Annotated in this window: 22 protein-coding genes; 9 read left to right on the top strand and 13 right to left on the bottom strand. The window is 70.1% G+C overall.

Going from position 1 to position 20,804, the window contains the following annotated elements:
* Nucleotides 1–55: 55 nt before the first annotated feature.
* The 6 genes from ASF43_RS19635 to ASF43_RS19610 are packed head-to-tail and all read right to left on the bottom strand — an operon-like array spanning nt 56 to nt 5,324.
* The gene (locus ASF43_RS19635) at nt 56–1,033 is read right to left on the bottom strand and encodes a tripartite tricarboxylate transporter substrate binding protein (protein ID WP_056184455.1); all 978 of its coding nucleotides are present in this window, start codon (nt 1,031–1,033) and stop codon (nt 56–58) included.
* A 21-nt stretch (nt 1,034–1,054) separates the two neighbouring features.
* Nucleotides 1,055–1,939: a MaoC family dehydratase gene (locus ASF43_RS19630; protein ID WP_056184453.1), complete on the bottom strand. Its 885-nt coding sequence runs from the start codon at nt 1,937–1,939 to the stop codon at nt 1,055–1,057.
* 4 nt (nt 1,940–1,943) lie between these two features.
* Nucleotides 1,944–2,921 carry a tripartite tricarboxylate transporter substrate binding protein gene (locus ASF43_RS19625; RefSeq protein ID WP_056184451.1) on the bottom strand — a complete coding sequence of 326 codons (978 nt, stop codon included), beginning with the start codon at nt 2,919–2,921 and terminating at the stop codon, nt 1,944–1,946.
* A gap of 14 nt (nt 2,922–2,935) precedes the next feature.
* The gene (locus ASF43_RS19620; RefSeq protein ID WP_056184450.1) at nt 2,936–3,307 is read right to left on the bottom strand and encodes a Zn-ribbon domain-containing OB-fold protein; all 372 of its coding nucleotides are present in this window, start codon (nt 3,305–3,307) and stop codon (nt 2,936–2,938) included.
* A 59-nt stretch (nt 3,308–3,366) separates the two neighbouring features.
* Entirely contained in the window at nt 3,367–4,512 is a 1,146-nt protein-coding gene (locus tag ASF43_RS19615; protein WP_056184640.1) for a thiolase family protein, read from the bottom strand.
* Nucleotides 4,509–5,324 (bottom strand): IclR family transcriptional regulator, encoded by an 816-nt coding sequence (locus ASF43_RS19610; protein WP_056184448.1) that lies wholly within the window; start codon nt 5,322–5,324, stop codon nt 4,509–4,511. The genes ASF43_RS19615 and ASF43_RS19610 overlap by 4 nt, the downstream gene beginning before the upstream one ends.
* 163 nt (nt 5,325–5,487) lie before the next feature.
* On the opposite strand from ASF43_RS19610, the gene ASF43_RS19605 reads away from it, so the two are divergent.
* From ASF43_RS19605 to ASF43_RS19585, 5 genes are all read left to right on the top strand, one after another.
* On the top strand, nt 5,488–5,730 hold the full coding sequence (locus tag ASF43_RS19605) for a type II toxin-antitoxin system Phd/YefM family antitoxin (RefSeq protein ID WP_056184446.1): 243 nt from the start codon (nt 5,488–5,490) through the stop codon (nt 5,728–5,730).
* A complete protein-coding gene (locus tag ASF43_RS19600; protein ID WP_056184445.1) occupies nt 5,730–6,152 on the top strand; it encodes a type II toxin-antitoxin system VapC family toxin in 423 nt (140 codons plus the stop codon). Before ASF43_RS19605 ends, ASF43_RS19600 begins: the two co-directional genes overlap by 1 nt.
* 37 nt (nt 6,153–6,189) lie before the next feature.
* Entirely contained in the window at nt 6,190–8,820 is a 2,631-nt protein-coding gene (gene alaS / locus ASF43_RS19595) for an alanine--tRNA ligase (protein ID WP_056184442.1), read from the top strand.
* Between the two features lie 75 nt (nt 8,821–8,895).
* Nucleotides 8,896–9,558: a helix-turn-helix transcriptional regulator gene (locus tag ASF43_RS19590; RefSeq protein WP_056184441.1), complete on the top strand. Its 663-nt coding sequence runs from the start codon at nt 8,896–8,898 to the stop codon at nt 9,556–9,558.
* An 11-nt stretch (nt 9,559–9,569) separates the two neighbouring features.
* Complete coding sequence (locus tag ASF43_RS19585) at nt 9,570–10,130, top strand: DUF6036 family nucleotidyltransferase (protein ID WP_056184439.1); 561 nt, start codon at nt 9,570–9,572, stop codon at nt 10,128–10,130.
* An 8-nt stretch (nt 10,131–10,138) separates the two neighbouring features.
* Here ASF43_RS19585 and ASF43_RS19580 read toward each other — a convergent pair whose 3' ends face one another.
* Nucleotides 10,139–11,614, bottom strand: a complete 1,476-nt coding sequence (locus tag ASF43_RS19580) for an amidase (RefSeq protein ID WP_056184437.1) — start codon at nt 11,612–11,614, stop codon at nt 10,139–10,141.
* 52 nt (nt 11,615–11,666) lie between these two features.
* A complete protein-coding gene (locus ASF43_RS19575; RefSeq protein ID WP_162241832.1) occupies nt 11,667–12,503 on the bottom strand; it encodes an alpha/beta fold hydrolase in 837 nt (278 codons plus the stop codon).
* 277 nt (nt 12,504–12,780) lie between these two features.
* On the opposite strand from ASF43_RS19575, the gene ASF43_RS19570 reads away from it, so the two are divergent.
* The 3 genes from ASF43_RS19570 to ASF43_RS19560 are packed head-to-tail and all read left to right on the top strand — an operon-like array spanning nt 12,781 to nt 15,712.
* Entirely contained in the window at nt 12,781–14,022 is a 1,242-nt protein-coding gene (locus ASF43_RS19570) for a dienelactone hydrolase family protein (RefSeq protein WP_056184434.1), read from the top strand.
* Complete coding sequence (locus ASF43_RS19565) at nt 14,019–14,546, top strand: TlpA disulfide reductase family protein (protein WP_056184433.1); 528 nt, start codon at nt 14,019–14,021, stop codon at nt 14,544–14,546. The genes ASF43_RS19570 and ASF43_RS19565 overlap by 4 nt, the downstream gene beginning before the upstream one ends.
* Nucleotides 14,547–14,599: 53 nt before the next feature.
* Complete coding sequence (locus ASF43_RS19560) at nt 14,600–15,712, top strand: transglutaminase family protein (protein WP_056184431.1); 1,113 nt, start codon at nt 14,600–14,602, stop codon at nt 15,710–15,712.
* Nucleotides 15,713–15,745: 33 nt separating this feature from the next.
* Here the strand turns inward: ASF43_RS19560 and ASF43_RS19555 are convergent, their stop codons facing one another.
* Nucleotides 15,746–16,711, bottom strand: coding sequence for a pseudouridine synthase (locus ASF43_RS19555; protein ID WP_056184430.1), 966 nt, complete (start codon nt 16,709–16,711; stop codon nt 15,746–15,748).
* Nucleotides 16,712–16,865: 154 nt separating this feature from the next.
* Between ASF43_RS19555 and ASF43_RS19550 the strand changes: the two genes are divergently transcribed.
* Complete coding sequence (locus tag ASF43_RS19550; RefSeq protein WP_082498020.1) at nt 16,866–17,693, top strand: undecaprenyl-diphosphate phosphatase; 828 nt, start codon at nt 16,866–16,868, stop codon at nt 17,691–17,693.
* Here ASF43_RS19550 and trmB read toward each other — a convergent pair.
* From trmB to ASF43_RS19530, 4 genes are read right to left on the bottom strand one after another with little or no spacing between them, the layout of a single operon-like run.
* Nucleotides 17,690–18,454 (bottom strand): tRNA (guanosine(46)-N7)-methyltransferase TrmB, encoded by a 765-nt coding sequence (gene trmB, locus ASF43_RS19545; protein ID WP_156373426.1) that lies wholly within the window; start codon nt 18,452–18,454, stop codon nt 17,690–17,692. The genes ASF43_RS19550 and trmB overlap by 4 nt on opposite strands.
* Nucleotides 18,451–19,020, bottom strand: a complete 570-nt coding sequence (locus ASF43_RS19540) for a nucleoside 2-deoxyribosyltransferase (protein WP_056184639.1) — start codon at nt 19,018–19,020, stop codon at nt 18,451–18,453. Before ASF43_RS19540 ends, trmB begins: the two co-directional genes overlap by 4 nt.
* Nucleotides 19,021–19,024: 4 nt before the next feature.
* Entirely contained in the window at nt 19,025–20,371 is a 1,347-nt protein-coding gene (locus ASF43_RS30890; protein WP_056184424.1) for a hypothetical protein, read from the bottom strand.
* Nucleotides 20,358–20,801, bottom strand: coding sequence for a flagellar protein FlgN (locus tag ASF43_RS19530; protein ID WP_056184422.1), 444 nt, complete (start codon nt 20,799–20,801; stop codon nt 20,358–20,360). Before ASF43_RS19530 ends, ASF43_RS30890 begins: the two co-directional genes overlap by 14 nt.
* Nucleotides 20,802–20,804: the final 3 nt, after the last annotated feature.

The raw sequence follows: 20,804 nt of genomic DNA, 5'->3' as shown, positions 1-20,804 counted from the left end.
CTTCGCGCAGCAGAAGGGGGGAGCGGCGAAGCCGCCTGGGGGGATGTTCCATGCTTCAATCCATCTTGATGTTCGCGGCCTTCACGACCTTGGCCCACTTCTCGATCTCGCCGTGCAGCATCTGTGCGAACTTCTCGGGCGAGGTGGGCATGGACTCGGCGCCGGCTTCGTAAAGCCGCTGCTTCACGTCGGGTTGCGTCATGACCTTCTGCAGGTCGGCGCTGATCTTGGCGACGATGTCCTTGGGTGTGCCGGCCGGGGCCACGAGCGCGGCCCATGAATACGCCTCGTAGCCCGGCAGGCCGCCTTCGGCAATGGTCGGCAAGTCGGGCAGCAGGGCCGAGCGCTGGGCGCTGGCCACGCCGAGCGCGCGCACCTTGCCGGCGCGGATCTGCGGCAGCGCGGTGGGCGCGTCGGCGAACATCAGCTGCACCTGGCCGCCCAGCAGGTCGGTCATGGCCGGCGCGCTGCCCTTGTACGGGATGTGCTGCAGCTGCGTGCCGGCGTGCATGTTGAACAGCTCGCCGGCCAGGTGTGTGCCGCCGCCGTTGCCGGCAGAGCTGAACGCGATCTTGCCGGGCTCGCGCTTGGCGAGTGCGATGAGCTCGGCCACGTTCTTGGCTTGCAGGCTGGGGTGTGCGACCAGGATCACCGGGAACATCGCGCCGAAGCTCACGGGCACGAAGTCCTTTTCGATGTTGTAGGTGAGGTTGGGCTTGAGCGCGGGCAGCACCGAGTGGTGGATCGAGCACACGAACAGGTTGTAGCCATCGGCCGGCTGCTTGGCCGCGATCTCGGCGCCGACGATGCCGCCCGCACCGGCCCGGTTGTCCACCACACCGCTCTGGCCCCACAGCTCGCCGAGCTTTTGCGCCATGGCGCGGGCCGTGGTGTCCACCGGGCCGCCGGCCGGAAAGGGCACGATGAACTTGACCGGGCGGTTGGGGTAGCCGGCCTGTGCGAAGGCCGGGCGCGCGGCGATTGCGGCCGTGGCGGCCAGAGCCAGGCGGCGCGTGATGGGCAAGTGGTGCACGGGGTCTCCTTCAGAAATGCATCAAGCCGCGATGCGGGCGCGGCCGGCGTCCAGCACGGTCACGCCGCGCTCCACCGCGATGGCGCGGAACGCGATGTCGCCCAAACCCGCGCCGGCATACATCTCCATGCGGATGGTCTCGCCCGGGAACACCGGGGCCGAGAAGCGGGCGAACAGGCGCTGCAGCCGCTCGGGCCGGTCGCCGCACCAAGCCGACAGCAGCGCGCGGCAGGCGATGCCGTAGGTGCCCAGGCCGTGCAGGATGGGGCGCTCGAAGCCGGCGGCCTGCGCCACGGCGGGCTCGGAATGCAGCGGGTTGCGGTCGGCCAGCAGGCGGTACAGCAGCGCCATCTGCGGCGAGGTGCGGATCTCCAGCACCTGGTCGGGCGTGCCCGTGGGCGGCTTGGGCGGCGCGGGGGGCGAAGCGTCGGTCACGCCATCGCGCGCCGAGAAGCCGCCGTTGCCGCGCGCGAACGTGGTGTGGCGCACGGTCGCCAGCAGCGTGCCGTCGGCCTTGTCGTGCAGCTCTTTGTCGTAGGTGATGGTGGCGCCGCGGCCCTCGCCCTTGTCGACGATGGACACGATGCGGTGCGTGGCCAGCACGGTGCCGGCGGCCGGCAGCGGCTGGTGCAGCACCAGGTCTTCCTCGCCGTGCACGATGCGCGTGAAGTCGATGCCGCTGGCCGGGTCCTGCATCCACGAGCCCGGGAAGCCCAGCACCACGGCCATGCTGGGCAGTGCCAGCGGCGTGCCGGCGATGGTGTCGTTCACGTACTGCAGCTGGCGCAGGTCCATCGGGTCTTCGCCCAGGCCCAGGGCCAGTGCGTAGCGCATGCTGTCATCGGCCGTGTAGGTGTGCTCGATGACGGGGAAATGCCAGGCCTTGAGCTTGTGGTAGTCGATCATGGGTTCATTCAACCGTTGCGCCGCTGAGCTTGACGACGCGTGCCCACTTGTCGATTTCGGCGGTGATGAAGGCGTCGAAGGCCTCGGGCGTGTTCCAGGCCGCGCTGAAGCCCTGCGCGTCGAAGCGCTCGCGCACGTCGGGCTGCCCCAGGGCCTTGCCCAACTCGGCACTCAGCCGGTCTATCACGTCCTTGGGCGTGCCGGCCGGGGCCAGCAGGCCGTTCCAGGCGATGGCCTCGAAGCCGGGCAGCCCGGACTCCGCAATGGTCGGCAGGTCGGGCGCGGCCGGCGAGCGCTGGGCGCTGGTGACGGCCAGCGCGCGCAGCTTGCCGGCCTTCACGAGCGGCATGGCCGAGAGCATGGTGTCGAACATGAGCTGCGTCTGCCCGCCCATGGTGTCGGCCAGGGCTGGCGCGCTGCCCTTGTACGGCACGTGCCTGATCTGCGTGCCGGCCGTGGCGTTGAAGAGCTCGGCCGACAGGTGCGTGGACTGGCCATTGCCCGACGAGGCGAAGTTCAGCGCGCCCGGCCTGGCCTTGGCCAGCCCGATCAGGTCGGCGATGTTCTTCACCGGCAGCGCCGGGTTCACGACCACGACCAGTGGCCCGCTCGTGAGCTGCGAGACGGGCGCGAAGTCCTTGCCGAACTGGTAGGTCAGGTTCTTGAACAGGGAGGGGTTGATCGCATGCGCCGTGGTGCCCACCAGCAGCGTGTAGCCGTCGGCCGGGCTGCGCGCCACGGCCTCGGCGCCAGTGTTGCCGCCGGCGCCCGGGCGGTTCTCGACGATGAAGGGCTGGCCGGTCTGCGTCTGCAGCCTCTGCGCGACCACGCGCGCCACGATGTCGGTCGGCCCGCCGGGTGGGTAGGGCACGACCAGCCTGACGGGCTTGGACGGCCAGGCCTGGGCCAGTGCGCCGGTGGCGGTGAGCGCCAGCGCGAGAGCGGCCAGGGCGCGCGTGGCGTGGCGGCGTGTGGTGTGCATGGCGTGCCCCTTGCTCAGTGGGCGGCCGGCGAGAAGCGCAGCAGGCTGCGTTTCTCATGCGCGAAGGTGCCGGCCTTCACGTGGTCGCCGATCGTGGTGCCCGGCATGGCGTGGCCCATCACGCGCGGGCCTTCGTCCAGCTCGACCAGCACCAGCGTGTACGGCACGAGCGGGCGGAACGCGTCCGATGGCGCGCGGCTGACCACGCTGGCGGCGACCACGGTGCCGCGGCCCTGGGCCTCATGCCAGGCCAGGTGCTCGCTGCCGCAGTGCGCGCAGGCCAAGCGCGTGAGCGTCTGTGCGCGGCCGCAGTCGTCGCATCGCTGGTAGCGCAGCAGGCCCTGGGCGAGGCCGTCGGTGTAGGGATGGGTGGCTGTTGTCGTCATCGAAACTCCTTCGCCCTGGCGGGTGGCGGTGCGACCGCCTTCGGGCGGCGGTACTGCGGTCATGTGGCACTCCTGGACAAGATCAGACTGACATGCGAGGACAGCACGCCGCCGTCGGCGTGCACGAAAGCGTGGCGTGGCGGGCGCAGTTGCCGGCCGGCGGCGGCCGAGCGCATCTGGCGCACGGCCTCGACTGCGTGGCCCATGCCGCCGGCCACACCGCAGTGGCCGAAGGACAGCAAGCCGCCGTGGGTGTTGAGCGGCAGCCGGCCGTCGGGCGCGAAGCTGCCGTCGCGCACGCCGGCGGCGGACTGGCCGCGCGGGGCGAAGCCGGTCTCCTCCAGCAGCATGGCCAGCGTGATGGTGAAGGAGTCGTAGATGCCCAGCCAGTCGATGTCGCTGCGCGCGATGCCGGCCTCGGCGAACGCGCGGTCGGCCGCGGCCGATGCGCCGCTGGCCAGCACGTCGTCGAGCGCAGACAGGTGCTGGTGCTGGTGCGCCTGGCCGGCGCCGACGATGGCGACCGGCACGTCGTCGCCCGGATCGGCCGCCACCACGAAGGCCATCGCGCCGTCCGAAATGGGGCAGCAGTCCAGCAGGCGCAGCGGCGTGGCGATGGGCTTGGACGCGGCCACGTCGGCGGCCGTGATGGGCTCGCGCAAGTGGGCGTCGGGGTGGCCGATGGCGTTGCTGCGCATCTGCACGGCGAACTGGGCCAGGTCGTCCAGCGTGAGGCCGGTGGCGGCCATGTAGCGCGAGGCCAGCAGCGCGTAGTAGGCCGGCACGCTGGCGCCATTGGGCACTTCGAAGTCCGGGTCGCCGACCTGGGCCAGCGTCTGGATCGCGCTGTCGCGCGCCTGGCCACTGAGCCGGTTCTCGCCGGCCACGACCAGCACGCGCCGGCAGCGGCCCACGCGCACCAGGTCGCGCGCCAGCATCAGCATGGCCGCACCCGTGGCGCCGCCCAGCGCCATGCCGTGGGCGTAGTGCGGGCGCAGGCCGAAGCGTTCGGCGAACAGCGTGGACAGCATCAGGTGCGGCAGCGTGGTGGCATAGCCGCACAGCAGCCCGTCGATGTCGCCCCGCCGGCATTGCGCGTCGGCCAGCGCCTGCGTGGCGGCCTGGGCCATGAGGTCGAGCGGGCCCCGGCCTTCGAGCCGGCCGAAGCGCGTGTTGCCGGTGCCGGTGATGTAGGCGGTGTTCATGTGGGTGTCGATGCGGCGCCGGGCCACTGCGACTGGCACAGCGCGGCTTCGTGTTGCAGGGCTTGGGCCAGTTCCGTCTCGCGCCCGGTGATGCGGTCGCTGAGCGCGGCGATGCTGAGGGCCGCGACGGGCCGTCCGTCCGCGCCGAGGATGGGCACGCCGATGCCGCCCATGCGCTCGACGACCACGTCCAGCAGCACGGCATGGCCCCGCGCGCGCGACGCAGTGGCATTGGCCTGCAGCAGCGCGCGGTCGATGGCCGGGTAACGCTGCGTGCGCTGCAGTTGCGCGCCGACGATGTCGAGCACGGCGTCGCGCTCATGTGCAGGCAGCCACGCCAGCAGCGCCAGGCTGCCGGCGCCCACGCCCAGCAGGCGGCGGTGGCCGGGCTCCAGGTAGTTGGCGCGGATGGGGTAGCGGCCCAGCTCCAGGTCCAGGCACAGCGATTCGGTACCGCTGGGCACGGAGAGGATGGCGGTGTCCTCGAACCGGTGGGCCAGGCGCAGCAGGCTGGGGCGCACGATGGCGCGCGGGTCGATGCGCGCCAGCGCGGCGACACCGGCCAGTTGCAGCTCGGGGCCGGCGCGGTACAGCTTGGTCTGCGCGTCGCGCTGCACGAAGCCCTCGCGCGCCAGTGCGTCGAGCAGGCGCAGCACGGTGGCCTTGTCGAGCTCGGTGGCCTGGGCGATGTCGGTCAGGCGCGGCTGGGCCAGGGCGCCAATGGCGCGCAGGATGCGGCACGCCTTGGCCACCGAGGAGGGCGGCTCGGTCGCGGTGGCATCGGCCGTGCGGACGGGGGCGGCGGATTTCATCGTACAAAAAGTTGAATGCAAGGAAATACTAGGTGTCTGCAAAACTAATTTACATAGGGTTTTCGCGTGTTTCATCCCTCAAAACACAGTGAAGGCGCCAGATCGGCGCGCACGCAGTACGGCTAAAATCTGGTTGATTCAACCAACTTCTGTCGAGGACGCCATGGCCGCCATCGGACTGTTCGAAGCCAAGACCCATCTGAGCGAATACGTCGCGCGCGCCGAAGCGGGCGAAGAAGTCATCATCACGCGGCACAACAAGCCGGTGGCCAAGATCGTGGCCTTCGTCCAGCAACACCATGCACGCGATGCGCGGCAATCGGCTGTCACAGCCTTGTTGCAGCAGGCCGGCCAGCGCACGCTGGGCATGGACTGGCGCGCCCTGCGGGACGAGGGCCGTCGCTGATGCAGGCATCGTCACACCTGGTGCTGGACACCTCGGTCGCCCTGGGCGCCGTGTTCGCCGACGAGCAGGACGATTACTCGGTCGGCGTGCTGCAGGCCTTGACCGACCTGAACGCCGTGGTGCCGGTGCTGTGGCATCTGGAGATGGCCAACATCCTCTCACGCGCGCTGCGCAGCGAACGCATCTCGGCCGACGGCATCAAACAGTGCTGGCAACATCTCGCGGTGCTTGACCTGCAAACCATGCCGCTGGAGCCCGACGCCCGCTACTGGACCGAGCGGGCCTACGACTGGGAGCTCACCTCCTACGATGCCTGCTACCTCGACCTCGCGCGCCAGCAGCGCCTGCCGCTGGCCACCAAGGACAAGAAGCTGATGGCCGCCGCAAAGCGCTTTGGCGTCGACATCTTTCAGCCAGTCTGATCCCGCCCCGAGACAAACTTTTCAGTTGCGTAACCCCATGAACCAGACCGCCCCTTTCACCACCGTCGCCGACATCCGCAAGTCCTTCCTGGACTTCTTCGCCTCCAAGGGCCACACCGTCGTCGCGTCCAGCCCGCTGGTGCCGGGCAACGACCCCACGCTGATGTTCACCAACTCCGGCATGGTGCAGTTCAAGGATGTGTTCCTGGGCAGCGACAAGCGCAACTACGTGCGCGCGGCCTCCGTGCAGGCCTGCCTGCGCGCCGGCGGCAAGCACAACGACCTGGAGAACGTGGGCTACACCGCCCGCCACCACACCTTCTTCGAGATGCTGGGCAACTGGAGCTTCGGCGACTACTTCAAGCGCGACTCGCTCAAGTGGGGCTGGGAGCTGTTGACCCAGGTCTACAAGCTGCCGCCCGAGAAGCTGCTGGCCACCGTCTACATCGACGACGACGAGGCCTACGACATCTGGCACAAGGAGATCGGCCTGCCGCCCGAGCGCATCGTGCGCATCGGCGACAACAAGGGCGGCAAGTACAAGAGCGACAACTTCTGGATGATGGCCGACACCGGCCCCTGCGGCCCCTGCAGCGAGATCTTCTACGACCACGGCGCCCACATCCCCGGCGGCCCCCCGGGCAGCCCAGAGGAAGACGGCGACCGCTTCATCGAGATCTGGAACCACGTGTTCATGCAGTTCGACATGCAGGAAGACGGCAGCCTCGTGAAGCTGCCCGCGCCCTGCGTGGACACCGGCATGGGCCTGGAGCGCCTGGCCGCCATCCTGCAGCATGTGCACAGCAACTACGAGATCGACATCTTCGACCGGCTCATCAAGGCCGCGGGCAAGGCGACCGGCACCGAAGACCTGGCCAATCCCTCGCTCAAGGTCATCGCCGACCACGTGCGCGCCACCTCCTTCCTGGTCAGCGACGGCGTGATCCCCAGCAACGAAGGCCGCGGCTACGTGCAGCGCCGCATCATCCGCCGCGCCATCCGCCACGGCTACAAGCTGGGCAAGAAGACGCCGTTCTTCCACAAGCTGGTGCCCGAGCTGGTGGCGCTGATGGGCGATGCGTATCCGAACCTCAAGGCTTCCGAGCAGCGCATCGTCGAGGTGCTCAAGGCCGAGGAAGAGCGCTTCTTCGAGACGCTGGAAAACGGCATGGAGATCCTGGACGCGGCGCTGGCCGGCGACGCCAAGGTGCTGCCCGGCGAAGTGGCCTTCAAGCTGCACGACACCTTCGGCTTCCCGCTGGACCTGTCGAACGACGTGGCGCGCGAGCGCGGCGTCACGGTGGACGAGGCCGGTTTCAACGCCGCCATGGAAAAGCAGAAGGCCGCAGGCCGCGCCGCCGGCAAGTTCAAGATGGAGCGCGCCGTGGACTACGGCGGCGCCGGCCACCCGTTCACGGGCTACGAGCGGTTGGCCGAGCCGGCCCATGTCGTCGCGCTGTACCACGAGGGCACGGCCGTGCAAGAGCTGCGCGAAGGCCAGAGCGGCATCGTCGTGCTGGACACCACGCCCTTCTACGCCGAGAGCGGCGGCCAGGTCGGCGATTGCGGCGTGCTGGCCGCCGAGGGCCTGCAGTTCGGCGTGGAAGACACGCTCAAGATCAAGTCCGACGTGTTCGGCCACCACGGCACGCAGACGCAGGGCACGCTGAAGGTGGGCGACACGGTGGACGCGCGCGTGGACACCGCGCGCCGCCAGGCCACCATGCGCAACCACAGCGTCACGCACCTGATGCACAAGGCGCTGCGCGAAGTGCTGGGCGACCACGTGCAGCAAAAGGGCTCGCTGGTCGATGCCGACAAGACGCGCTTCGACTTCACGCACAACGCGCCCGTCAACGACATGCAGATCCTGGAGATCGAAAAGCGTGTGAACGCCGAGATCCTGGCCAACGCCGAGACGCTGGCCCGCGTGATGGACATCGAGGCCGCGCAACAGACCGGCGCCGTCATGCTGTTCGGCGAGAAGTACGGCGACACCGTGCGCGTGCTCGACATCGGCACCAGCCGCGAACTGTGCGGCGGCACGCACGTGGGCCGCACGGGTGACATCGGCCTGTTCAAGGTCACGTCGGAGAGCGGGGTGGCCGCAGGCATCCGCCGCATCGAAGCCATCACGGGCGAGAACGCGCTGGCCTACCTGCAGCAGCTGGAGTCCACCGTGCAGCAGGCTGCCGCCAGCCTCAAGACGCCGGTCGCCGAACTGCAGGCCCGCATCACGCAGACGCTGGAGCAGGTGCGCGCGCTCGACAAGGAAATCACCGCGCTCAAGGGCAAGCTGGCGTCGAGCCAGGGCGACGAACTGGTCACGCAGGCCGTGGATGTCAAGGGCCTCAAGGTGCTGGCAGCCCTGCTGCCCGGCGCCGACGTGAAGACGCTGCGCGACACCATGGACAAGCTCAAGGACAAGCTCAAGACCGCCGCCATCGTGCTGGCCGTCGTCGACGGCGCCAAGGTGCAGTTGGCAGCTGGCGTGACGGCCGACAGCGTCGGCAAGGTCAAGGCCGGCGAGCTGGTCAATTTCGTCGCCCAGCAGGTCGGCGGCAAGGGCGGCGGCAAGCCGGACCTGGCCATGGCCGGCGGCACGGACGCCAGCGGGCTGGCGAAGGCGCTGGAGTCGGTGAAGGGGTGGGTGGGCGAGCGGGTCTGATTGCCATCGCCCTGGGGTGGATGCTTGGTCATTATTCTGACCAAGATGCCTTGTTTTGGTTAATATACTGACCAAATGACGCACTCACCAGTCACCGCTGTACTGGAAACTCAGCTCCTGCAGCAGTTGGGCGACCGTCTCATGCGTCTGCGCAAGGCAAGAGGGCTGGGCACGGTGGAGATGGCGTCCAAGGTGGGCATCACGCGCAACACCCTACGCGCGGTCGAATCCGGCGACCCTGCGCCTTCCATGGGCACCTATCTGCGGGTGATGTCCGTCCTCGGCGTGAGCGGCGAATTTGCGCTGTTGGCGGGCGACACGATGCGGCCCGCCACGCCGGGCTCCGCGGCCGCGCGCAGTCGCCATGCGCGACCTGCCGTGCAAGTCATGGTGTCGGCTGACGCATCGCGCCACCAGGCGCAGGATCTGCAAAGCCTGGCGCTGCACCAAGCCGCCATCGAACTCGTGCAGTCCGACCCCGCGTACATCGAGCAGGCGCAGGCCACGCTGGCGCACTGGCTGCGGGACGGCGCGTCGCGCTCTGCGGGCCTGTGGAAGGAATGGGAAGAAGTCCTGCGCAGGCGCATGTGGCGCAAGGTGCTGGGCCGCACACGGCGCGCGCAGGAGCTGCGCCAGGCCTCGCCCTTGGTGACCGTGCTGCCCGATGCGACGCGCCAGGCGGTGTTGGCGCAGATCAACGAGCTGAAGCAAGGCGTCGTGCTCGGTGACGTGCAATAGGCGGCCGCGCCATGAACCGCCAGGACCTGGAACACATCATCCGCGCCAGCGCCGACCTGACGAACCAGTACGAGTTCATCATCGTGGGCAGCCAGTCCATGCTGGGGCCGGTGCCTGACCCAGAGGATGTCTTCAAGATGTCTGCAGAGGCCGACATCTACCCGCTCAACGCGCCTGAACTGGCCGACCGCATCGACGGCGCCATCGGCGAGGGCTCGCAGTTCCATGCGACCAACGGCTACTACGCGCAGGGCGTCGGTCCCGACACGGCCATCCTGCCGGCTGGATGGTTGTCGCGCGTGCAAAGCGTGCAGAACGGCAACACCAACGGCCGCGTGGGCTACTGCCTCGACGTCATGGACCTGTTTCTCTCAAAAGCCGCAGCAGGCCGCGACAAGGACCGCGTGTTCTGCATGGCGCTGCTGGAGCACGGCTACGTCACGCCAGCCAAGGCGTTCGAGCTGATCCCTCAGATGCCGCTGGACGCCGATGCGCAGCGCAGGTTGCGCGCGGGCATTCGCCGCTGGGCCAAAGCCTTGCGTCAGGCCGGGCACTTGATTCCCGAGGCGTGACAGCAGCCTCAGCCGGCCGCCACATGCACCCCCGGCCGCCTTCCCTCATTCCACTTCCCCTCGATCGCCCGCTCGACCTGCGCCGCCAGCTGCAGCAGCAGCCCGTCGTTTGCCTGCCGCGCCTGCGCCTGGATGCCCATCGGCAGGCCGCTCTCGTAAGTGGCCAGCGGCAGGCTGATGCCCGGGATGCCGCACAGGTTGGCCAGCGGCGTGTAGGCGAAGTTCTTCCACAGGTTGCCGAACCAGTCGAGCACCGAGGGGTTGTCGCTCAGCGTCAGGTATTCGGTGGTGCCGATCTTCGGCGTGGGCAGCGCGGTGATGGGCGTGAGGATGATGTCCCACTGCTCGAAGAATTCGCCGAATGCCCGCGCCGTGGTGTTGAACACGGTCTGCATCTGGAAGCGCTCGGCGAACGAGGTGTCGCGGCCGGCTTCCCAGATCTTGATGTTGATGGGCTCGATCTTGTCTTCGGGCGGGCGCTGCAGGCCCAGCCTTGCGAGATGGCCGGAGATGGTCTGCGCGAAGTTGCTGATGTAGCAGGTGGTCTGCGCGGCGAACGCGGCGCGGATGTCCACGTCGGGCAGCGCCCAGTCGACCTCGTGCCCCAGGCCTTCGAGCAAACGGCCCACGCGCGTGAGCTCGGCCACGATGTGCGGCGTGGCGCGGTAGTCGCCCCACTCGTGCGAGAGCGCGATGCGCAGGCGTTGCGGGTCGCGCTGGATCAGCTGGGCGTACGGTTCGGCCGGCGTCCAGTACGGCATGAACTCGCCCGGCGCGCCGCCGCGGCACTGGTCGATGAAGGTCGCGGTGTCGCGCACCGTGCGGCTGTGGCAGCCCTGGGTGGAGACCAGCCCCGTCAGGTCCGACAAGTGCGGCGCGATCGACAGCACGCCGCGCGAAGGCTTTAGCCCGATCACGCCGTTCACGCCGGCCGGGATGCGGATGGAGCCGCCGCCGTCCGTCGCATGCGACAGCGGCACCACACCCGCGCCCACCATGGCGCCCGTGCCGGCCGATGAGCCGCAGGTCGTGTACTCCAGGTTCCAGGGGTTGCGCGTGACGTACAGCGCCGGGTTCTCGGCGGAACTGCAGACGCCGAATTCCGGCGTCGTCGTGCGGCCGATGATGTTGAGGCCGGCCTGGCGGATGCGGCCGGTGAGGTAGCTGTCGGCCGGCGCGCGGTGGCCTTGCATCAGCAACGAGCCCATTTCCTGCAGCCGGCCCTTGAGCGTGGGCCCCAGGTCCTTCATGAGGTAGGGAACGCCGGCCAGGGCGCCTTGCGGATTCATCCCGTCATGCAGCGGGTCGGCCACCACGTCGTCGAAGACCTGGACCACCGCGCTCAGGGCGGGGTTGGTTTTCGCAATGCCGGCGGCCGCTTGCTGGGCCAGCTCGGCCGGTGTCAGCTGCCCGGTGCGGACCAGTTCGGCCAGGGCCACGCCATCGTGCCGGCTCCATTCGTCCCAACCCATCGCCAATGCCATCGTTGCACTCCCGGGCCGACCGTGGCCCGGGCGCATTGTCGCAACAAGCGTCTCAGTGGGCGGCGTCGGCCTCGACCAGCGAACGGATCGCAGCGACCACCGCCTGCGGCGCGTCGCGCTGGATGTAGTGGCCGGCATTGGCCACGGGCGTCAGCGCGCCGGTGCCGGTGAGCTGCAGCCAGTCCTGTCGCAGCGTGCCCAGCGTGGCCTGAAGGCCTTCGCCCGCGTAGGCGCTGGGGCGGGTGGACACCATCAGCAGGGCCGGCGCTGCCAGTGGCGCGCGGGTGTCCAGTGCATCCAGGCAGGCCGTTTGCGCATCGAATTCCTGGCGCATGGCCGAGGTGAACACCGTGGCGCGCGCCAGTTGCAGCAACGCCGCCGCCCCGGGCGTCTCGCGCTGCAAGGTCTTCAAGATGTCGGGGTGGGTCGGGTCCAGCAGCACCAGGCCGGCCACCTCGTCCGGGTACTGGCGGGCGTAGACGTACTGGTACAGGCCACCCAGCGAATGGCCGACCAGCACGTAAGGCGGCTTCACGCCCGAGCGCTGCAGCAGCGCGCGCTGCTCCTGCGCAATGCGGCAGGCGTCGCGCAGTTCGGTGCTTGCCGGGCTGGCGCCGTAGCCGGGTCGGTCCGGGGCAATGGCTTCGATCCGGGATGGCAGCTGCTGCAGCACCTGGGCCCAGGTGCCATGGTCGTCGCCCAGGCCGCTCTGGAACACCACCGCGGGTGAGGTGCTGCCGCGGCCCTGGTGGGCAAAGGCAATGGTCGTGCGGTCCAGCGCCGCCGTCGATAGCAGCGGCCTGGCCTGCGGGATCGTGCCCATGCACGCGCTGAGCACCAGGCCCAGGGCCAGCACGCCGCCAGCGGCCCGCCACGAATTCAATCCCAACCGCATGCGCCGTGCCCGTCCAATTTGTGTACAGCGCGCGATTGTGCATGCTGTGACACAGCCATGGATACAGGCAAAACGTCGTGAACGTGCAAGAGGCGGGATGGCGCCTGTGTCGGTCAGCATGCCGCAGGGCCGCAACAGGCTGCGCCGGGCGCGGCAGTACGATCGCGGCGAACCACAGGTGTTCCATGCGGCCGCCGGTCAGGTCGCCATGCGGCACCCCAAATGCACGCCCTGAACCGCGTGCCCAACCCCATCGAGACAAGGAAAAAAGATGGCGCACAAGCCGAGCTCCCAGTACATCGACATCCCCGCCGCCGACGGCAGCGGCACGTTCCGCGGCTATCTGGCCCTGCCCAGCGCCGGCACAGGCCCGGGCCTAGTCATCGCGCAGGAGATCTTCGGCGTGAACGCCACCATGCGCGAAGTGGCCGACGCCTATGCCGAAGAGGGCTACGTTGCCCTGGTGCCCGACCTGTTCTGGCGCCAGCAGCCCGGCATCGAGCTGGGCTACACGCCTGATGACTGGCAGCGCGCCTTTGCCTTGTACAAGGGCTTCGACGAGGCGCGCGGCGTGGACGACATCCAGTCCGCCATCAGCGTGCTGCGCCAGCGCGCCGAGGTGCCCGGCCGCCAGGTCGGCGTGCTGGGCTTCTGCCTGGGCGGCAAGCTGGCCTACCTGGCGGCCTGCCGCACCGATGCCGATGTGGCCGTGGGCTACTACGGCGTGGGTATCGAATCCGCACTCGACGAGGCCGCGCACATCCAGGCGCCGCTGTTGCTGCACATCGCCGAGCAGGACGGCTTTTGCCCGCCAGAGGCACGCGCGCAGATCCTGCAGGCCCTGCGCGGCCACCCCAAGGTGCAGGCCCAGGTCTACCCCGGCGTGGACCACGCGTTCGCGCGGGTCGGTGGCGACCACTACCACCGCAGCTCGGCCCTGCTGGCGCACGAGCGCAGCATCGCCACGCTGAAGGCCGCCATCGGCCCGCACTACGACCTGGCCGCGCTGTGGGACAAGCACTGCGAATACGAATTCGGACTGCGCGACGTGGACGCCACCATGGCCACCATGGTGGCCGAGCCCTACGTGAACCACATCCCCACCATGACCGGCGGCGTGGGCTACGAGAAGCTTCACCACTTCTACACCCACCATTTCGTCAACAGCAACCCGCCCGACACGGCCCTGGTGCCGATCTCGCGCACGGTGGGCGCCACACAGGTCGTGGACGAGATGCTGTTCAGCTTCACGCACACGTGCGAGATCCCGTGGATGCTGCCCGGCGTCAAGCCCACGGGCAAACGCGTGGAAGTGCCGCTGCTGGCGGTCGTCAAGTTCCGCGGCGACAAGCTGTGCCACGAGCACATCTACTGGGACCAGGCCAGTGTGCTGGTGCAGGTGGGCCTGCTGGACGCGAAGCTGCTGCCGGTGGCGGGCGTGGAGACGGCGCGCAAGCTGGTGGACGAGAGCCTGCCGTCCAATACCCTGATGCCTGGGGGCGGGGCGGCTTGAGGGTTCAGACTCGCCGCAGCCTGCTGCTCGCCGGCCTGGCCGCCAGCCTGCCGGCGCGCGCCCAGCACGAGGTCACCGCCTGGTCCGCACGCACGCCGTTTCCCGCCATCGAGGCGCTGGACCTGGACGGCAAGACCTGGCGCCTGGCCGACCTGAAGGGCCGGGCCGTGCTGCTGAACTTCTGGGCCAGCTGGTGCGAGCCCTGCCGCGCCGAGATGCCCACTCTGCAGCAACTGGCCGACCTGTACGGCGACGACAGGCTGGCCGTGCTGGCGCTGAACTTCAAGGAATCGGCCCCCACGGCGTTGCGCTTCGTGCAGCGCACGGGCCTGCGCCTGCCGGTGCTGCTCGACCGCGACGGCGCCATCGCGCGCGACTGCGGCGTCAGGGTGTTTCCGAGCACCGTCCTGATCGCGCCGGACGGCCGCCCGCGCCAGCGCGTGCGTGGCGAGCTGGACTGGACGGGCCGAGAGGCCGGCGCCCTGGTGCAGGCATTGCTCGAGGCGCCGCGGCCCACCCGATAATCCGCGGCCGCGCGCCGCCCGGCGCCCTCTACACCGCACAGGAGAACCCCCGCATGACGCTTGCCCGCCGGCAATTCATCGCCCAATGCGCCATCGCCTCGGCCACCGTGGCCGCCCCGTCCATCGTGCTGGCCCAGGCCGCCCCGGCCGAGCGCCGCTTCGCACCGCAGCCCCAGGGCTGGCGCAGCTTCGAGGTCACGACGCGCGTGGACCTCAAGCCCCTGCAGGGCGCGACCAAGGTCTGGATCCCGCTGCCCTCTGTGGACAGCGACTACCAGCGCTCGCTGACCCACAGCTTCGCCAGCAATGGCCAGGCCGCCCTGGCCCAGGCCGGCCATGACGGCACGCGCATGCTGGTCGCCGACTTCGCGCCCGACACGGCCCAGCCCTTCGTCGAGGTGACGAGCCGCATCGACACGCAGAACCGCGCCACCGACTGGTCGCGTCGCGACGCGCCACGCGAATCGGCCGACACCCTGGCCTACTACACGCGCGCCACGGCGCTGCTGCCCACCGATGGCATCGTGCGCGAGACGGCGCTCAAGGCCACGCAGGGCGCCCGCACCGATGTGCAGAAGGTGCAGGCCATCTACAGCTGGGTCGTCAACAACACCTACCGCGAGCCCAAGGTGCGCGGCTGCGGCGAGGGCGACATCGCCACCTTGCTGGAGACCGGCGACCTGGGCGGCAAGTGCGCCGACCTGAACGCGCTGTTCGTCGGCCTGTGCCGCGCAGTGGGCGTGCCGGCGCGCGATGTCTATGGCATCCGCCTCGTGCCCTCGGCCTTCGGCTACAAGGAACTGGGCGGCAACCCGGCCAGCCTCAAAGGCGCGCAGCACTGCCGCGCCGAGGCCTACCTGCAGGGCCACGGCTGGGTGGCGATGGACCCGGCCGACGTGGCCAAGGTCATGCGGCTGGAGACGCCCGAGTGGATCAAGACCACGCAGCACCCGGTCGTCGCGCCGGTGAACAAGGCCCTGTTCGGCGGCTGGGAGGGCAACTGGATGGCCTACAACACCGCGCACGACCTGGTGCTGCCCGGTGCCAAGGGCGAGCGGCTGGGCTTCTTCATGTATCCCATGGCCGAGAACGCGCAGGGGCGCTTCGACCCCTACGCGCCGGACGACTTCAAGTACCAGATCACGGCGCGCGAGATCGCTGGATAGTTCTGGGGGGTGCCGTTGCTGCGACGTGGGATGTCATCGCCGAGCACTGGCGTCGTCACTCTTCGCGGTCTGCGCAGGCAGGGGCTGCAGTGACAGCGCGCTCTCGAAGCGCCGCGGCGCTCCGGTCACCGGGTCCGTGAACGCGATGCCGCGCGCCAGCAGCTGCAACGGCCGCCTGTAGTCGTCCGGCTCGTCCGGGCCGCGCAGCACCTGAGGGTAGAACGCATCGTCCCGGATCGGAATGCCCAGCGCTGCCATGTGCACGCGCAGCTGGTGGCGTTGCCCGGTGCGCGGGGCCAGCGCGTAGCGGCCCCAGCCGGCGCCCGATTCCACCAGCGCCACCTGCGTGCTGGCATTGGGCTCTCCCTCGGCTTCGCGTTGCCGGAAGAAGGGCTCGCCGCGCACGATGCGGCTGGCGCGCGTGAGCGGCAGCACGAGGCCCGGGCGCAGCGGCGCGATGGCCTCGTAGGCCTTGTCGATCTGCCGCGCGCTGAACATCGCATGGTAGGCAGCGCGGTCCTCGCGCCGCAGGCCGAACAGCACCAGGCCCGCGGTCTCGCGGTCGATGCGGTGCAGCGGCTGCAGGTCTGCAAGGCCCGTCGCGCGCCGCAGACGCGTGAGCAGGGTCTCGTGCAGGTAGCGGCCGCCCGGCGTCACGGCCAGGAAATGCGGCTTGTCGGCCACCAGCAGGTGCGCGTCCCGGTACAGCACCTGGGCCTCGAAGGGCACACGCGGCTCGTCGTCCAGGCTGCGGTAGTACCAGGCACGGCCGTGCGGGCGGTAGGGCGCATCGGGCGCCAGCGGCCGGCCCTGCGCGTCCACGACCTCGCCCCGGCCCATGCGCATGCGCCAGGCCTCGGGCGTCACATGCGGAAAGCGTTCGGCGAAGAAGTCCAGCCAGGTCGGCCACGGGCCTGCCGCCAGGCCCACGCAGCTGGCGCCCACGCCATCGCGCGTCGGCAGCGGGGCAGCGTGGCGTGGCAGGGTGTCGGGCGGCATGGTGGTGGATTGTCGTCTTCGCGTTCTTCCATCGGTGTAAACCCTGGGGCGCTATGATCCGTCGCACTTTTCCAGCTCTGCCGACCATGCATTTGTTCAGATTTCAAACCTTTCCATCGCCCCTTGCGCCAGCGGGGCACTTGCATTGAGCGCGGTGGGTTGGGGGGAGGCTGCCGTCCTGGGCCTGATCCAGGGCCTGACCGAGTTCCTGCCGGTGTCCTCCAGCGCACACTTGCGCATCATCGGCCCGATGCTGCCGTCCGGCGGCGACCCGGGCGCGGCGTTTACGGCGATCACGCAGATCGGCACCGAAGCCGCCGTGCTGCTGTACTTCCGCCAGGACATCGCGCGCATCTTCACGGCCTGGCTCGCGTCGCTGGGCCAGCGCGGCCAGGCCCTGAGCGCCGACGCGCGCATGGGCTGGCTCGTGATGCTGGGCACCTTGCCCATCGCCATCCTGGGGCTGCTGTTCAAGAGCGCGATCGAGGGCTCGCTGCGCAACCTGTACATCACCGCGACCATGCTGATCGCCTTCGCCATCGTGCTGGCGCTGGCGGACCGCGGCGGCCGCAAGACGCTGACGCTGGAGCGGCTGAGCTGGCGTGACGGCGTCCTGTTCGGCTTCGCGCAGGCCATGGCGCTGATCCCCGGCGTCTCGCGCTCGGGCGGCACCATCACCATGGGCCTGATCCTGGGCTACACGCGCGAGGCGGCGGCGCGCTACTCGTTCCTGCTGGCCGTGCCGGCCGTGCTGCTGTCCGGCTTCTACCAGCTCTACAAGACCTGGGGCGTGGCCGGGCCGGTCGGCGCCGGCCAGACCTGGCTGGCCACCGGCATCGCCTTTTTCGTCGGCTATGCGGTGATCGTCGGCTTCCTCAAGCTGGTCTCCACGCGCAGCTACATGCCCTTCGTCTACTACCGCGTGGCGCTGGGCCTGGTGGTGTTCGCGCTGCTGGGCGCGGGCATCCTGTCGCCGGTCTAGGCGAGCCGGCGAAACACCAGGTCCCACACGCCGTGGCCCAGCCTGAGGCCGCGGCGTTCGAACTTGGTGTCGGGCCGGTAATGCGGCCGCGGCGCGAAGTCGCCTGCCGTGTTCTGCAGCAAGGACTCGGCGCCCAGCACCTCCAGCATCTGCTGCGCGTAGGGCTCCCAGTCGGTCGCGCAGTGCAGGTAGCCGCCTGGCGCCAAGCGCTGCACGAGCCGGGCCACGAAGGCCGGCTGGATCAGCCGTCGCTTGTGGTGGCGGTGCTTGTGCCAGGGGTCCGGGAAAAAGATGTGGATGCCGGCCAGGCCTTGCGGGTGGGCCTGCGCGTCCCAGGGCGGCAGCATGTGGTCCAGCACCTCGACCGCGTCGTGCGCCAGGATGCGGATGTTCTGCAGCCCGCGCTCGCCGATGTGCTTGAGCAGCGCGCCCACGCCGGGCTCGTGCACTTCGCAGCACAGGAAGTTGGTCTCGGGCAGCACCTGGGCGATGTGGGCCGTGGCGTCACCCATGCCGAAGCCGATCTCCAACACCGTGGGCGCCTGGCGCCCGAACGCCGCGGCCAGGTCCAGCGGCTGCGGCTGGTAGGGCAGCACGAAGCGCGGCCCCAGCTCGGCCGTGGCCTTGGCCTGGCCGGCGGTGGTGCGGCCGGCGCGTTTGACGAAGGTGCGGATGGCGCGGGGATGGGCGACGTCGGCTGGGGCGCCAGGCTGCTCGGTGGGCAACGGGGTCGCAGGGGGCGAAGAGGGGGGGGTATTCACGCGGTGGGATTGTAGGGAGCGCGCACCAGCCGCTCGGCCAGCCGCTGCAGCGCCGCCTCGGCCGTCTCCACGATCTCGGCCGAGTGGGTGAGCATCAGGTTCAGCCGCTGGCCCAGGCCCTCGACCATGGTGCCGCTGGCCACCTCGCGCAGCACGCCGGCAGGATCGCGCGCGCAGGCAGTCGCCGCGCCGATGCGCTCGGCGTAGGTGCCGGCGGGCACGCCGTAGGCCACGACCGGTTTGCCCAGCGCGACCGCGTAGCCGAGCTCGAACACCGTGCCCGAATCGGGCTCCAGACCGCGAAAGTCCATCAGGTTCGCCACCACGCCATCGGCTTCGTGGATCAGCGCGATGTTGCCCTCGTAGATGCGCCGGGCCAGCGCTGCATCGCTGCCCTGGAAACCCGCTGCGTGGCCGCCGTCCGAGGGCTCCAGCCCGACCAGGCCCAGGCGGGTGCAGCAGGCCTTCAGGTGCGCGAAGACCTGGGCGCTGTCGGGGCGGAACACATCGGGGCCGGCGAGGTAGATGCGGGGTGGGGCGGGGCGGTCGGAAGCGGTCTGGAGCATGGCTTCATTGTCCCAGCGCGGCGCGGCCAGCCACCAGCGTGCGGTCATCTGCGCTGGCCGGGTGGCCCCTGAGCGTGGCTTCGAACAAGGCATTGGCCGCGCTGCACAGCGCCATGTGGTCCTGGCACATGCGCTGGTAGCGCGCCAGGTCCGCCGCGTCATCGCCCTCGTCCAGACCGCGGCCCGAGGGCGGGTCCTCCTGTGCCTGCGCGCGCACTGCGTCGGCCACGGCCAGCGCCGCCTGGTTCTGCCGGCTGGCCACGCCCACGCCGTGTGCCAGCTGCGGCAAGGCGTCGCCCAGCAACACCCGGCCCAGCACGCCCGCCGGCACCGGCTCGTCCCGCAGGGTGGTGAGCCGGCGCAGGTTGGCCGCGTGGCCCGGCCCCGCAGCACCGCCGGCAAAGGCGAGGTCGCGAGACTCCAGCCCGGGCGCAATCGCCAGCAGCGCCGACACGCTGGTGGTGTTGCACCGGAACAGTGGCGCACCCGGCCGGTCGTCCAGCGTGCAGCCGGCTGCCAGCCGGGCGTTGAACCGGTTGGCCAGGCCAGCTGCCAGCATGCGCACGGCACCCGCCAGCGGCTGCAGCGTGCCGTGCTCGTAGTCGTCCAGCCCGCCCAGCTCGCCACCGATGTCGCGGCTGGCGAGCGTGAAGCGTTCACGCGCGAAGCGCAGCGCCAGGGTCGGCGTGCCATCGTCCAGCGGCGCGGCCTTGGCCAGCCGCGCGGCGATGCCGCGCGCCATCAGCGGCGTGCCGTTGTGCAGCGTCACGTTGCGCGTGCCATCACGCTGGTACGCCACGTGCACGCCGACCAGGGCAGCCAGCGCTTCGACCGGATTGCAGCTCTCGTCGGCCGGCAGCGCGCGCCCGGCTCCGGCGGCGGCGCTGCGCCCGTCGTGCATGGCGATCTCGGCGTTGAGGCGGTTGATCCGGGCCAGCGTGGCCGTGCGCTGCTGGCCGATCGCGGCATGCTGTTCGGCCAGCGCGTGGTGCAGGCCGTTGAAGGCTTCTGCCAGGTCCTGGGCCGCGGCGATCACCTGCTGGCGCAGCGGCATCGCAGCCGGTGCAGCACCTGCTGCACCCAGCGCGCGGAACAGCGCGTCCAGCCTGCTGTCGATGGCCGTCGCGCTGTCGCCCACCAGGCGCTCGAGCTGGCTCAGGTACGGCTGGGCGGCCCGGTGCCAGCCCTGCGCAGTCGCGGCCGCCCAGCGCCGCTGGCGCCTGAAGCCGGCGGCGTTGGGTTGCATCTGCGGCAGGTGCACGGATGGGCCGGCCACCAGTGCCGGCGTGCTGAACGCTGGTGCGCGGCCAAGGCGAGCGCGGCGCAGCGCCGGCCGGTCAGACGCCTGCATACACAGCCTGCGCTTCGGCCACCAGCACGCGGCGCATCAGGTCCTGCTGGTCGGTCATGAGCTGCAGGTTGCGCGCGTTGCGAGATCTGCAGTCGGACACGGCATGCCCCACGCGGCCCCACAGCGCCTGCAGCGGCGCGCTGCCCGTGGCGGGCATGCGGGCCAGCAGCGCATCCATGCAGGCGGGCTCGTCCTCGCCCAGCAACTGGCCGATGAGGGCCTCGCGCGCGCTGCGCCGCGCTTCCAACCGGTCCACCAGCACCACGATGCGATGCGCCAGCGCCTCCAGCAGCGCCGCATCCTGGCGCAGCGCGCCGTCGTGCTGGCGTTCCTGCAGCACGGCCAGCACCGAGTAGTCCGCCAGGTCGTCCTGCATGTCACCGAGAAGCTGCAGCAGCGCGCTGCGGGGCAGGGGAGGTGGTTCGGCCATGGT

Source organism: Pseudorhodoferax sp. Leaf267, assembly GCF_001422405.1.
Taxonomy (GTDB): Bacteria; Pseudomonadota; Gammaproteobacteria; order Burkholderiales; family Burkholderiaceae_C; genus Pseudorhodoferax.
The sequence above is the reverse complement of the archived record's forward strand: the minus strand, read 5'-3'. Positions and strand labels throughout refer to the sequence as shown.

Coding starts and splice junctions, on each gene's coding strand:
- ASF43_RS19620 (WP_056184450.1), bottom strand. CDS start 3,307: ATGACGACAACAGCCACCCATCCCTACACCGACGGCCTCGCCCAGGGC.
- ASF43_RS19555 (WP_056184430.1), bottom strand. CDS start 16,711: ATGCCGCCCGACACCCTGCCACGCCACGCTGCCCCGCTGCCGACGCGC.
- ASF43_RS19630 (WP_056184453.1), bottom strand. CDS start 1,939: ATGATCGACTACCACAAGCTCAAGGCCTGGCATTTCCCCGTCATCGAG.
- ASF43_RS19600 (WP_056184445.1), top strand. CDS start 5,730: ATGCAGGCATCGTCACACCTGGTGCTGGACACCTCGGTCGCCCTGGGC.
- ASF43_RS19580 (WP_056184437.1), bottom strand. CDS start 11,614: ATGGCATTGGCGATGGGTTGGGACGAATGGAGCCGGCACGATGGCGTG.
- ASF43_RS19540 (WP_056184639.1), bottom strand. CDS start 19,020: ATGCTCCAGACCGCTTCCGACCGCCCCGCCCCACCCCGCATCTACCTC.
- ASF43_RS19610 (WP_056184448.1), bottom strand. CDS start 5,324: ATGAAATCCGCCGCCCCCGTCCGCACGGCCGATGCCACCGCGACCGAG.
- ASF43_RS30890 (WP_056184424.1), bottom strand. CDS start 20,371: ATGCAGGCGTCTGACCGGCCGGCGCTGCGCCGCGCTCGCCTTGGCCGC.
- ASF43_RS19590 (WP_056184441.1), top strand. CDS start 8,896: ATGACGCACTCACCAGTCACCGCTGTACTGGAAACTCAGCTCCTGCAG.
- ASF43_RS19605 (WP_056184446.1), top strand. CDS start 5,488: ATGGCCGCCATCGGACTGTTCGAAGCCAAGACCCATCTGAGCGAATAC.
- ASF43_RS19615 (WP_056184640.1), bottom strand. CDS start 4,512: ATGAACACCGCCTACATCACCGGCACCGGCAACACGCGCTTCGGCCGG.
- ASF43_RS19570 (WP_056184434.1), top strand. CDS start 12,781: ATGGCGCACAAGCCGAGCTCCCAGTACATCGACATCCCCGCCGCCGAC.
- ASF43_RS19560 (WP_056184431.1), top strand. CDS start 14,600: ATGACGCTTGCCCGCCGGCAATTCATCGCCCAATGCGCCATCGCCTCG.
- ASF43_RS19530 (WP_056184422.1), bottom strand. CDS start 20,801: ATGGCCGAACCACCTCCCCTGCCCCGCAGCGCGCTGCTGCAGCTTCTC.
- ASF43_RS19585 (WP_056184439.1), top strand. CDS start 9,570: ATGAACCGCCAGGACCTGGAACACATCATCCGCGCCAGCGCCGACCTG.
- alaS (WP_056184442.1), top strand. CDS start 6,190: ATGAACCAGACCGCCCCTTTCACCACCGTCGCCGACATCCGCAAGTCC.
- ASF43_RS19625 (WP_056184451.1), bottom strand. CDS start 2,921: ATGCACACCACACGCCGCCACGCCACGCGCGCCCTGGCCGCTCTCGCG.